11 protein-coding genes and 1 riboswitch are annotated in these 12,398 nt (G+C 61.4%); of the genes, 4 read left to right on the forward strand and 7 right to left on the reverse strand.

Going from position 1 to position 12,398, the window contains the following annotated elements; genetic code table 11:
* Positions 1 to 155 precede the first annotated feature (155 nt).
* The gene (locus tag KHU30_RS09025) at positions 156 to 1,961 is read left to right on the forward strand and encodes an alkaline phosphatase D family protein (protein ID WP_211442339.1); all 1,806 of its coding nucleotides are present in this window, start codon (positions 156 to 158) and stop codon (positions 1,959 to 1,961) included.
* A 60-nt stretch (positions 1,962 to 2,021) separates the two neighbouring features.
* Here the strand turns inward: KHU30_RS09025 and KHU30_RS09030 are convergent, their stop codons facing one another.
* From KHU30_RS09030 to KHU30_RS09060, 7 genes are all read right to left on the reverse strand, one after another.
* Complete coding sequence (locus tag KHU30_RS09030; protein WP_211442340.1) at positions 2,022 to 2,540, reverse strand: 6,7-dimethyl-8-ribityllumazine synthase; 519 nt, start codon at positions 2,538 to 2,540, stop codon at positions 2,022 to 2,024.
* Positions 2,541 to 2,712: 172 nt separating this feature from the next.
* A riboswitch (FMN riboswitch) is annotated at positions 2,713 to 2,890 on the reverse strand.
* Between the two features lie 80 nt (positions 2,891 to 2,970).
* Complete coding sequence (locus KHU30_RS09035) at positions 2,971 to 3,729, reverse strand: ABC transporter ATP-binding protein (protein ID WP_211442341.1); 759 nt, start codon at positions 3,727 to 3,729, stop codon at positions 2,971 to 2,973.
* A complete protein-coding gene (locus tag KHU30_RS09040; protein ID WP_211442342.1) occupies positions 3,722 to 5,524 on the reverse strand; it encodes a branched-chain amino acid ABC transporter ATP-binding protein/permease in 1,803 nt (600 codons plus the stop codon). Before KHU30_RS09040 ends, KHU30_RS09035 begins: the two co-directional genes overlap by 8 nt.
* Entirely contained in the window at positions 5,524 to 6,585 is a 1,062-nt protein-coding gene (locus tag KHU30_RS09045) for a branched-chain amino acid ABC transporter permease (protein WP_211442343.1), read from the reverse strand. The genes KHU30_RS09040 and KHU30_RS09045 overlap by 1 nt, the downstream gene beginning before the upstream one ends.
* A gap of 18 nt (positions 6,586 to 6,603) precedes the next feature.
* Positions 6,604 to 7,776 (reverse strand): ABC transporter substrate-binding protein, encoded by a 1,173-nt coding sequence (locus KHU30_RS09050; RefSeq protein WP_211442344.1) that lies wholly within the window; start codon positions 7,774 to 7,776, stop codon positions 6,604 to 6,606.
* A gap of 106 nt (positions 7,777 to 7,882) precedes the next feature.
* The gene (gene slmA / locus KHU30_RS09055) at positions 7,883 to 8,458 is read right to left on the reverse strand and encodes a nucleoid occlusion factor SlmA (RefSeq protein ID WP_211442345.1); all 576 of its coding nucleotides are present in this window, start codon (positions 8,456 to 8,458) and stop codon (positions 7,883 to 7,885) included.
* A 91-nt stretch (positions 8,459 to 8,549) separates the two neighbouring features.
* Entirely contained in the window at positions 8,550 to 9,278 is a 729-nt protein-coding gene (locus KHU30_RS09060; RefSeq protein ID WP_230411135.1) for an HAD-IA family hydrolase, read from the reverse strand.
* A gap of 80 nt (positions 9,279 to 9,358) precedes the next feature.
* On the opposite strand from KHU30_RS09060, the gene KHU30_RS09065 reads away from it, so the two are divergent.
* From KHU30_RS09065 to fnr, 3 genes are all read left to right on the forward strand, one after another.
* Entirely contained in the window at positions 9,359 to 10,336 is a 978-nt protein-coding gene (locus KHU30_RS09065; RefSeq protein WP_211442346.1) for a TraB/GumN family protein, read from the forward strand.
* A 113-nt stretch (positions 10,337 to 10,449) separates the two neighbouring features.
* Positions 10,450 to 11,538 carry a fatty acid desaturase gene (locus KHU30_RS09070; RefSeq protein ID WP_230427298.1) on the forward strand — a complete coding sequence of 363 codons (1,089 nt, stop codon included), beginning with the start codon at positions 10,450 to 10,452 and terminating at the stop codon, positions 11,536 to 11,538.
* Between the two features lie 103 nt (positions 11,539 to 11,641).
* Complete coding sequence (gene fnr / locus KHU30_RS09075) at positions 11,642 to 12,391, forward strand: fumarate/nitrate reduction transcriptional regulator Fnr (RefSeq protein WP_211442347.1); 750 nt, start codon at positions 11,642 to 11,644, stop codon at positions 12,389 to 12,391.
* Positions 12,392 to 12,398 lie beyond the last annotated feature (7 nt).

Consider the following 12,398-nt stretch of genomic DNA (forward strand, 5'->3'; position numbering starts at 1 on the left):
CGTTGACGCAATTGCTGGATTGATGATTAGTAACAACCCTCGGATTGCCGATTTTTCCTTCCTGCAATTCACTCCGCTGCTTTAAATTACGTCTTGTTATCGTGCCATCAAATGCTGCGATAAACATCACATAACTATAAGCGGGAGACAAAGCAATGAAGCGCAGACAGTTTTTGCAGGGTTCGGCATTCTTTACGGTAGTAGCAGCAACATCGGGAATACTCAGCGCTTGCGGCGGCAGCGCCGATATCGGCGGCGGCAGTCCCGGAATGTTCGCCTTTCCGCAAGGGATTGCCTCCGGCGATCCGAAGGACAGCAGCATCGTATTCTGGGGACGGGTGGTGCGCAACAACAGCGTCATTGCCGACGCCATCGATGTCCGCCTGGATGTCTCCGCCAGCCCGGATTTCTCGACCTTCACGGCGCAAGTCAAGCTGAGCGCCAGCGCCGACTACGATTTCACCGTGCGCGCCAAAGTCACCCAACTCACTCCCGACACCGTGTATTACTACCGGTTTGCCGCCGGCAGCGACGTCAGCGTCACTGCCCAGACCAAGACCGCGCCGCTTGCCACCAGCAGCAACAGCCAGGTGCGCTTTGCCTGGGTCACCTGCCAGGACTGGTCGGTCAACCACTGGCAGGCAATGTCCTTGCTGGCGCAGGAAAGCCTGGATTTCGTGGTGCACGTCGGCGACTACATCTATGAAACCGTGGGCGCCTCGTTCCAGGCCGGCGGCGCGGAAGCGGCGCACGGCACGATCAAGTTGCCGGACGGCCTGGCGCATCCGGGCGGCGGCATCTACGCCAATACGCTCAGCGACTATCGCACCCTGTACCGCACCTACAAGACCGATGCGCGCCTGCAGAGCATCCACCATAAATTCCCGGTCATCGCGATCTGGGACGATCACGAATTCTCCGACGATTGCTGGCAAGACCATCAGGTCTACACCAATGAAAACAAGCAGCAGACCGCGCGCCGTCGCAGCGCCACCCAGGCCTGGGCGGAATATACGCCTATCGATTTCGGCGACCTCTCCTTCGACCTCAACAACAGCAGCTACCAGAACATCCGCATCTATCGCGATTTCCGCTTCGGCAAGCTGGTGCACCTGGTGATGACCGACGAGCGCCTGTACCGCGACGATCACATCGTCAGCGAACAATCGGTGGCGCAGCAGCTGGGCCATGACCCGGTCAACGGCGACGATTCGATAGGTTCGCGCTACTTTGTGCCGCAGCCGCTCCTGCTGCAGATGGAAGCGCAGGAAAGCGCCAGGCTGGGACGCGCGCCGTCGATACTCGGGCCGACGCAAACGCAATGGTGGAAAGACACCCTGAAAAATTCGGATGCGACCTGGAAGGTATGGGGCAATGAAATCATGCTGAGCCGCATGTGGGCCGACCTGACGCCGCCGGCGCTGGGCATTCCGCCGCCTTACAACCAGCTGTACGTGATCAATTGCGACTCATGGGACGGCTTCCCCAGCCACAAGGCGGAACTGCTGTCTTACCTGCATACGCAAAACATCCAGAACGTGGTGGCCATCACCGGCGACCTGCATGCTTTCCAGTGCGGCGTGGTGCGCGCCAATCCCGGCGACCTGAGCAGTCCGCCGGTGCTGGTCGATTTCCTGACGGCCGGCATCAGCAGCCAGTCCTTCTACAACTACATCAAGTCCGGGGCCGCTGTCGTCAATCCCCTGCTCGGCGAACTAGTACAGACGCCGCAGACTTTCGACGGCCTGCTGAAACACTTCAATCCCGACTTTGCCTATGTCGATCACGATGCCCAGGGCTACGCCACGGCCACCATCACCAACGACAGCATGGTCGTGGTGTTCAACAAGGTCAAGCCGCTGGCCGGCGACGGCAGCGCGCCGGCGCAACCCTTGCTGAAGCGTACCCGCATGACGCTCGCCAGGGGCTCCACCACGCCGCTGGTCGAAGACAACATCTGATCGGGTATTGATGGGCGCTGTCGCCGGCCGAGACAACGGCAGGCGACAGCGGAGCCGCCTTTAAGCGCTATGCAAGGCACGCACTGCGCCGGGCGCCTGCATGGCCTTCAGCGTGCGCAGCTTCTGGATGGTGTCGGCGCAGGCGCGCGCCGCTTCCGCCCCCTTCACCAGGAAATGCTCGAAGAAATACTTGCGATGTTCTTCGCCGCCGTGGAAATGGTGCGGCGTCAGCACTGCCGACAACACCGGCACGCCGGTTTCCAGCTGCACCCGCATCAGCCCGTCGATCACCGCGTGGGCGACGAATTCATGGCGATAGATGCCGCCGTCGACCACCAGCGCGGTGGCCACGACTGCCGCGTAGCGGCCGCTATTGGCCAGCAGCTTGGCATGCAAGGGGATTTCAAAGGCGCCGGCGACTTCGAAGAAATCGATGTCTTGCTCGCTGTAGCCGGCTTTGGCGATTTCCGCAATGAAGGCGATGCGGCATTGATCGACAATCTCGCGGTGCCAGCAGGCCTGGATGAAAGCGATGCGTTCGTCGGCTGTGCCGGGGGTTTTGGTGTGTTGCTGTTGCATTTGAAGACTCTCCTGTTTAAATGATAAAAACAGGGCGCGTTGGATCGAAAGGAAGCGCGCACTTGTCAGGCGCCGATAAAGACCACGCCAAAGATCGTGCCAATGGCAATAGCGCTGCCGTCGCCTGGGCGACAGGCAGCAAGATCCTTTTCAATGCTGACAGCACGGTGCAACCTGTTCTCTCTTTATCCGGACTATACCGTCGGCCCCGGAATCCAACCGGGTCTGCTGACCTTGTCGCCAGCGGACTATGGCAGCCCACTGAAACTGCGGCAACAAGCGCTCGCGGGCTATGCGCATTGCACGCAATTACCGCCGGTGGGGAATCTCGCCCCGCCCTGAGAACGTCTCGGTCAATCGCTTAACCGAGCCAGAAATTTATCACAGAATTTGTGGCGCTGCACAAGCCGGCCTAATCCGGCGCGCGGCATCAGCCGGTTTTCTTCGCCAGTCCCAGATAGGTATCGATGACCTTGGGATCATGCGCCAGCTCCGCCGCCGGCCCTTGCATGGCCATGTCGCCGGTTTCCAGCACATAGGCGTAATCGGCCGCCTGCAAGGCTGCGCGGGCATTTTGCTCGACCAGAAGGATCGCCACGCCGGTCTGCTTGAGGCGCACGATGATGTGAAAGATCTCTTTCACGATCAGCGGCGCCAGGCCGAGGCTGGGTTCATCGAGCAGCAGCAATTGCGGCTTCGCCATCAGGGCGCGTCCCAGCGCCAGCATTTGCCGTTCGCCGCCGGACAGGCTGCCGGCCTGCTGCTTGCGTCTTTCCTGCAAGCGCGGGAACAGTTCGTACACCACCGCCATCTGATCGGCGTAACCGCTCTCCCCTGCCTTATAGCGTCGATAGCCGCCGAGCAGCAGATTGTCCTGCACCGTCATGCTGGCAAACAGCTCGCGCTTTTCCGGCACCAGGCACATGCCGCGCGCGACCCGTGTTTCGATCGCCACGCCGGCGGTATCCTGGCCCAGCAAACGCACCGTACCGCGCATGCTGCCGTTGGCCGGCATGGCGCCGGCGGTCGCGTTGAGCATGGTCGACTTGCCGGCGCCGTTGGGGCCGATCACCGTCACGATCTGGCCGGCGCCGACCTGCAGGCTCGCGCCATGCAAGGCTTCCACCTTGCCATAGGCGACATGCAGGTCGCTCACTTCCAGCACCGGATTGGCGAGCGCGTTACTCATCGATGCCTCCCAGATAAGCTTCCAGCACGGCCGGGTCTTGCTGGATCTCGACCGGCAAGCCTTCGGCAATCTTGCTGCCGAATTCCATCACCACCAGCCGGTCGGTCAGGTTCATGACAAAATCCATATCGTGTTCCACCAGCAGAATGCTCATCCCTTCGGCCCTCAGCTTACGCAGCAAATCGGCGAGCGCCAGTTTTTCCTGATAACGCAAGCCTGCAGCCGGCTCGTCCAGCAACAGCAGAGTAGGATCGCAGCACAAGGCGCGGGCGATTTCCAGGATCCGCTGCTGGCCCAGCGCCAGGCTGCCGGCCTCTTCATACAGCAAATGCCCGAGACCGACGCGCTCAAGCTGTGTCCTGGCCTCAAACAGCAGGGTCTGTTCTTCCGTCCGGTTCAGCCGCAGCAGGCTGGCGGCAATGCCGCTGACATCCTTGTGCCTGCCGCGCAGGTGCGCGCCTATCGCCACGTTCTCCAGCACCGACATGCTGCCCATCAGGCGCACGTGCTGGAAAGTACGGGCAATCCCGCGCGCGACGATCCGGCGCGAAGGCAAACCCGAGATCGGCTGTAAGCCCTGCTGCGTGCGGAACCTGATCACGCCGCCGGTCAAAGGCAAGACCCCCGTCACCAGGTTGAACATGGTCGATTTGCCGGCGCCGTTGGGACCGATCAGGCCGACGATTTGTCCCGCGCCGACGCTGAAGCTCATGTCGTTCACCGCCACCAGTCCGCCGAATTCCTTGCGCGCGCGCTCGATCTCGAGCACCACGCCGGCATCGGCAGGCTTGTCTCTTGCCGGCAACGCAGTCGCCGATTCAGGCGCTCTTGCCGTCACGCCGGCAGGAACCAGCTTGCGCAGGTACGGCCACAGGCCGTCACGCGCGCGCTGCAGCAGCAACACCATCAGGATGCCGAAGACGATAGTCTCGAAATTGCCGTTGGCGCCCAGCAGTTTCGGCAACCACGATTGCAGCTGGTCCTTCAGCACCGTCAGCAAGGCCGATCCCAGGATCGCACCCCACATATGGCCCGCGCCGCCGACCACCGCCATGAACAGGTATTCGATGCCGGCATTCAGGCCGAACGGGGTCGGGCTCACCGAGCGCTGCAAATGCGCATACAGCCAGCCAGAGACGCTGGCCAGCAAAGCCGCCAGCACAAAGATCAGCACCTTGATCCAGGCGGTATTGACGCCCATCGCTTCCGCCATCACGCCGCCGCCGTTGAGCGCCCGGATGGCGCGGCCGGAGCGCGAGTTCAAGAGGTTTTGCAAGCCCGCGAGCGCCAGCAGCAGGATCGCCCAGATCAGGTAAAACATCTTGCGGCCGTTGTCGAGCTCGATGCCGAACAGCTTGACGGCGGGGATGCCGTTCAAGCCGTCGTACTTGCCCAGGAACTCCAGATTGCCGAACAAAAAATACAGCGACAGCGCCCAGGCAATCGTCCCCAGCGGCAGGTAGTGTCCGGACAAGCGCATGGTAATACCGCCGATCGCCAGGGCCGCCAGCGTCGTCACGCCCAGGCCGGCCAGCAGGCCGATCCACGGCGACAGCCCGAACTGCGTGCTGAGGTAGGCGGTGGAATAAGCGCCAAGGCCGACAAAAGCGGCCTGGCCGAAGGAGGTCAGGCCGCCGATGCCGGTCAGCAGCACCAGGCCCAGCGCCACGATGGCATACAGGCCGATGTAGTTGGCCAGCGTGATCCAGAACTCCGGCGTCGGCAATATCGGCAGCAACAGCAGGATCGCCACGAACGCGATGAACGGCAGTTTCACGAGAGAGAAGCGAGGCATCACTGATCCCCCTCGTCGATCTGCTTGCTGGTCAGCGAACGCCACAGCAGCACCGGGATAATCAGCGTAAACACGATCACTTCCTTGAAGGCGCTGGCCCAGAACGATGAATACGATTCCAGCAAACCCACCAGCAAAGCGCCGGCGGCGGCAATCGGATAGCTGCCCAGGCCGCCGATGATGGCGCCGACGAAACCTTTCAGGCCGATAAGAAAGCCGCTGTCGTAATAGATGGTGGTCAGCGGCGCGATCAGGATGCCGCACAAGGCGCCCAGCGCAGCTGCCAGCGTAAACGCCAGCCGCCCCGCCTGCGTGGTGCCGATGCCGACCAGGCGTGCGCCGAGGCGGTTGACGGCGGTCGCGCGCAGCGCCTTGCCGGACAAAGTACGCTCGAAGTAAAGATAGAGCGCAATGATCAGCAGCAGCGAGACGAGAATGATCACGCAACTCTGACCGGAAACAGTCAAGCTGCCGATCTCGAAACGCGCATCGGAAAACGAAGTGGTGCGCGACCCTTCGGCGCCGAACATCAGCAAGCCGATACCGATCAAGGCATAGTGCACCGCCACCGAGACGATCAGCAGCACCAGGGTGCTGGCTTCCGCCAGGGGCTGGAACGCCAGCCGATAGACCATCGGCCCCATCGGCACCACGATCGCCAGCGTCAGCAAGACCTGCAAGGGCATGGCCAGTGCCGCATGGCCGTACTGGCGGGCGACGCCATAGACCGCCAAAGGCAGCAGGACGAATTTCAGCAAAGCCAGGCCGATGCGGCGGACCAGCGCTGCACCGCTTTCGCCATTGCGGCCGATCAGCAGCATCGCCGCTTCCTGCACGAAGCTCAATACGCCAAGCGCCACCAGCAGGGTCGCCGACAAAGGAAATTTATCGGCCTGGATGGCTGCCAGCGTCAAGGCGCCGAAAGCCACGAACTCGCCCTGCGGGATAAAGATGACGCGGGTAACTGAAAACACCAGCACCAGCGCCAGGGCCAGCAGCGCATATACCGCGCCGCTGGTGATGCCATCCTGAGCCAGGATGGCGGCGATTGAGAGATCCATGCTTTTTTCTATACGGCGTTATTGCGAGGCGCCCAGCAGTTTCCATTTGCCGTTGACGATTTCCACCATCACGCGGGCGCGCTGGTCGAAGCCGACGTGGTCGGTCGGGCTCATGTTGACGATGCCCTGCGAGACCGGCAGGTTCTTGATGGCTTCGATGCCGTCGCGCAGCGCGGCGCGGAATTCCTTGCTGCCGGGCTGGGCTTTCTTGAGCGCTTCGGGCGCGGCCGCGCCCAGCAGCATGCCGGCATCCCAGGCATGGCCGCCGAAGGTGGAAATGCTGCCGGCGCCATAGGCCTTTTCATAGGCGCTGCGGTAGGCCATGGCCGACTTCTTGACTGGATTGCTGCCGGGCAGCTGTTCCGCCACCAGCAAGGGTCCGGCCGGCAGGAAAGTGCCTTCGCAATCCTTGCCGCAGACGCGCAGGAAGTCATTGTTGGCGACGCCATGGGTCTGGTAGATCTTGCCTTTGTAGCCGCGTTCTTTCAAGGTTTTTTGCGGCAAGGCGGCAGGCGTGCCGGCGCCGGCGATCAGCACGGCGTCCGGATTGGCGCTGACGATTTTCAAGACCTGGCCGGTGACCGACGTATCGGGACGGGCGAAACGCTCGTTGGCGACGATCTTGATCTTGCGCAGTTCGGCCAGCTTGGAAAATTCGCGGTACCAGCCTTCGCCGTAGGCATCCGAAAAGCCGATGAAGGCCACGCTCTTGACGCCGGCATCGGCCATGTGGGCGATGATCGCGGTCGCCATGTGCGAATCATTCTGCGGCGTCTTGAAAATCCAGCGGCGCTTGGCGTCGACCGGTTCGATCAGCGAAGCGGAGGCCGCCATCGAAATCATCGGCGTGCCGGATTCGGCGGCGACATCGCTCATCGCCAGCGAACCGGGCACGGCGGTCGAGCCTATCAGCAGGTCGACCTTTTCTTCGCTGACCAGCTTGCGCGCATTTTTTACCGCAGTGGTGCTGTCGGTGGCGTCGTCCAGTACGATGTACTGCACCTTCTGGCCGGCGATTTCCTTGGGCAGCAAGGCGAACGTATTCTTCTCCGGAATGCCCAGCGACGCCGCCGGACCGGTGGCGGAGACGCTCACGCCGACCTTGATCTGGGCAAATGCGCCGCCGCTGCCCGCGGCCAGGGTGATTGCCAATGCTGCGGAAACGGTGGTCCCCAACCATGCTTTTTTCATCTGATCTGCTCCATTGAGTTGTACGGCGTGCGGCCTGCCCTGGCGGGCGGCGCCAGGGTCTGCCGACTTAGACAGTACCACCGCGCCAGCGATGGTAGCAAAAAAATCAAACCAGCATCAGCGCGACCTGCTGGGCGGCGTCAGCGCCTGGCTTGTGCTGGAAACGGCTCTTGGCAAAACGCTGCCAGCGGCCCAGCACGAAACTGGTCAGGATATTGGCGCGCATCGCGGTTTCCGCCTCGTTTGCCTCGCCTTGCGCGGCAGCGGTGCGCAGCGCCTGCTTCAGCGCCAGTTCGATACGGTCGACGAACTGGTTCATGCGCAGCTGCAGGCGCTCGTCCTCATTCACCAGCGCGTCGCCGATCATGACCCTGGTCATGCCCGGATTGCGCTCGGCAAAATTCAGCAGCATCAAGGTAATCGCCTGCGCCTGGTGCAATCCCTTTTCCTGCTGTCCGGTAATCTGGTTGACCAGGCCGAAGACGGTGGTCTCGATAAATTCGATCAGGCCTTCGAACATTTGCGCCTTGCTGGCGAAATGCCGGTACAGGGCCGCCTCGGATACCGCTATCCTGGCGGCCAGCGCGGCCGTGGTGATCTTTTCCCCTTTGGGTTGTTCCAGCATGACCGCCAGGGTCTGAAGGATTTGTAGTTTACGCTCGCCTGGTTTGGTAGTAGCCATGGTTTTTTATTTTAGTAATGATGGAGATAAGGAAAACTGAGGCTGAACCGGCGCGCAGGGTTGAAGCCGGCATCCAGCCGCTATCGGGGCTTCAACGCAAGCGGTGCAGATTCTTGCTCAGCTGACGGACGGATTTTACTTTGACATCGACGCAATTGGGGCGCTTTATCGTATTTGACTGGTCCTTCAGGTACTGCGTCACCCATGCAGTGCGCATGCCGACCCGCTTGGCGGCCCTGAGATTGGCGACGGTATCCTCCACCAGGATGCAGCGCCGCGCCGGCATCTTCTCGCGCGCCATCAGCTGCCGCAACAGGAGGCGCGACGGTTTGGGCCGCAACTGGCGGTGCACATGCATCGATTCGATCGAAAGATGCTTGCCGAATTGACGCTGCAGGCGCAGGTGGCGCATGACGTCGCCGGAATAGCCCAGCGGCGCATTGGTCAGCAGGATCTTGCGGCCCGGCAGCCGCTTGAGCAAATTGATCAGGCCGCGCTCGGCCCTGATCATCCCCAGCAGATCGTCGAAGCGATGGGCTTCGCGCAGAAAATCCTCGGGCCGCACCTGATGGTGTTTTACCATGCCCAGCAAGGTTGCGCCATAGCGCCGCCAGTAGTTTTCGCGGACGGCGTTGACGGTGGCGACGTCGGCATCGACGCCGTTGCGGCCCAGGGTGCGCGCCATGAAGGCGTTCATATTGACGTGGATCGCCGGGAAAATCGCATGCGAAGCATTGTGCAGGGTATTGTCCAGGTCGAACAGCCAGAGCGCCGTATTATTTTTCTCCCTTGGCTTTTTCCTGCGTGTATCCATTACCATGATGTGCGCCGGTGATTTATCCGGAATTAAAATCGTTGAAATCGTTAACCAAAGGGGAACATGTGTTTCGTCAGATTATAGTGACATTACTCGCGCAGCTGCTGCAGCCCTTGCAAGGGAACCGCCTGCGCCGCCTGATGCTGCCCCTGGGCCTGGGAGCTTTGCTGGCGAGCGCGCCGCCGCTGTTCGCCCAGGATGTCCTCGCCGGCGCTTCCCTGCAACCGTCTGCCACGCTCCGCCAGGGCGGCGCCATGTTCCAGATACAGCGCGACGGCCGCAGCGCCTATGTATTCGGCACCATCCACGTCGGCAAGGCCGATTTCTATCCGATGGATGCAAAAGTATTGCAAGCCCTGCAACAATCATGCTGTCTTGCGCTGGAAATCGATCCTGGCAATACCCAGGCCATGATTCCGCTGATGAAAAAATACGGCTTCTACCTGGATGGCAAACCGCACCAGAAAGACTTGCCGCCGAAGCTGCAAAAACAACTGGCCGCGCTGCTGGATAAATACAATATGGCGCCGGAGCAGATAGCCAGCCTGAAACCATGGCTGATCGCGACCATGCTCGGCATCAGCGAATACGCCAGCCAGGGCTATCTGTCGCAATACGGGGTCGACGGCACACTCGCCAGCCTGGCGAAAAGCAGCAACAAGCGCCTGGTCGAGCTGGAAACCGCCGATGCGCAGCTAGCGTTGCTGGGCAACCTGCCGCTCGTCGAACAAGTCCAGTTCCTGCAGGATAGCGTCGATGAGATACAGGATCCGGCCAAGGCGCGGCGCTCCCTGGACCTCGTCAATCTGTGGCGCAACGGCGATCTCGACGGCCTGGCCGCGATGCTGGCGGAAATGAATGCCGAAGACAGCTTTGCCAGCAAATTCATGCAACGCTCCCTGCTCGACGGCAGGAATCCCGGATTGGCGGACGGCATCGTAAAACTGACTGCGTCGGCAACCGATCCCTTCATCGCCATCGGCATGCTGCACCTGGTCGGGCCGAACAGCGTGCTGGCGATCCTGCAGCAGCGCGGCTATACGGTGAAGCGGATTTACTGAAGTCCGGCGGCGCTCACCCTGCAATCTGCATAATCTTTGATCGAAATCAACGCCAGGCTGCTTCAAGTCTTCTAAGATCAGCCGGCGTTATCTCTATCTCAAAGGTTTGCCACATGAATTCCTCTCACTTGCCGGAGCCGGTATCACCGTCGGCAGCCATGCCGCACCGAAAAGTGATCCGCTCCTGGCTGCTGCCGGTTGCGCAGCGTGACACCGGCCGTGCGCTGGCGCTGGTGCTGCTTGACCTGTTCCTGTTTTCAGCGGCCATCCTGGCTACAGTCTGGCTGCGCAATGCCGCCGCGAAATTGCTGCTCGGCGCAGTCGCCGGCTTCATCATCGGCCGCTTGTTCATACTCGGCCACGACGCCTGCCATCAAAGCTTTACATCGCACCGGCGCCTCAACCGCTGGCTCGGCCGCCTGCTGTTCCTGCCTTCGCTGACGCCTTACAGCCTGTGGGATGTGGGCCATAACGTAGTACATCACGGCTATACCAACCTGAAGGGCTTCGACTTTGTCTGGCATCCGCTGTCGCTGGAGGAATTCCAGGCGCTGCCGCGCCGGCGCCAGTGGCTGGAACGCGTCTACCGCAGCGGCTGGGCGCCCTGGCTCTACTATCTGGTGGAAATGTGGTGGCAGCGCATGTACTTTCCAAGCCGCCGCACCATGCCGACCCGGCGCCCGGCATTCGTCTGGGACGGCATCCTGGTTACGGCGGCGGCGCTGCTCTGGATTTCGCTGCTGGCCGCAGCTGCGCTGGCGACCGCGCAGCCGCTGTGGCTGACCGTGCTGGCCGGCTTTGTGCTGCCTTTGCTGTTCTGGAATGCGATGATCGGTTTTGTCGTGTACGTGCATCACACCCACACCGGGGTCGCCTGGTATGACCAGAAAACCGTGTGGGCGGCAGCGCAGCCATTCGTCTCCACCACCGTGCACCTGACGTTCCGCTACCGCATCGGCGCGCTCTTGCATCACATCATGGAACATACCGCGCACCATGTCGACATGAGCATCCCGTTGTATCGCCTGCAGGAAGCGCAGCAGATTCTCGAAACCATGCTGCCCTTGCGCATCGTGATCCAGAAATTCTCCTGGCGCTGGTACTTTGATACCGCGCGGCGCTGCAAGCTGTACGATTTCCGGCGTCATTGCTGGACCGATTTTTCCGGCATGCCCACCAGCGCCGCCGCCTTCGCCAATTGAGCGGCGCGCAATTGCAGCAGGATTGCAGCCGTAGCAGGGTACATGGCGTTAGAATGAGGGATATTGGCAAGTTGCAACGCCACGCCCTCCATCGGATCCCGCCATGAACCATGTCCCACTCCGTGCAGCGCCGCTGCTGGATGTCCGCGCCCTGCGCACCAGCTGCTCGTCTTGCAGCATGCATCAGCTGTGCCTGCCGATGGGGCTCGATGAGCCCGAGATGCAAAAGCTGGACGGCATTATCGGCCGCCGCCGCGTATCGCGCGAGGCCAGCCTATACCGCATCGGCGACAAGTTCGTTTCCCTGTATGCGGTGCGGGTCGGCCAGTTCAAGACCTCGCAAACCAATCCCGACGGCGCGCGGCAGATCACCGGCTTTCAGATGACCGGCGAACTGCTCGGCATGGATGCGATCAGCACCGATACCCATCAATGCGACGCGGTGGCCTTGGAAGATAGTGAAGTCTGCGAAATTCCGTTCGCGCGGCTGGAAGAGCTGTTCGGCGAGATTCCTACCCTGCTGCGGCATTTTCATCGCATCATGAGCAAGGAAATCACGCGCGAGCAAAGCGTCATCCTGTTGCTCGGCAATATGCGCGCGGAGCAACGCTTTGCAGCCTTCCTGGTCAACCTGTCGGCGCGCTATGCGGCGCGCGGCTATTCGCCGACCAGCTTCCAGCTGCGCATGACGCGCGAAGACATCGGCAACTATCTCGGCCTGACGATCGAAAGCATCAGCCGCCTGCTGTCCAAGCTCAAGAAGGATGGCCTGCTGAAAGTCAGCAACAGGGAAATCGAACTGACCGATTTGCCGATGCTGAAAGCGCTGGCGACTGGCGCAGGAGCCTGCTGAAGGCTTG

This window comes from Collimonas humicola (genome assembly GCF_018304945.1).
Lineage (GTDB): Bacteria > Pseudomonadota > Gammaproteobacteria > Burkholderiales > Burkholderiaceae_D > Collimonas > Collimonas humicola.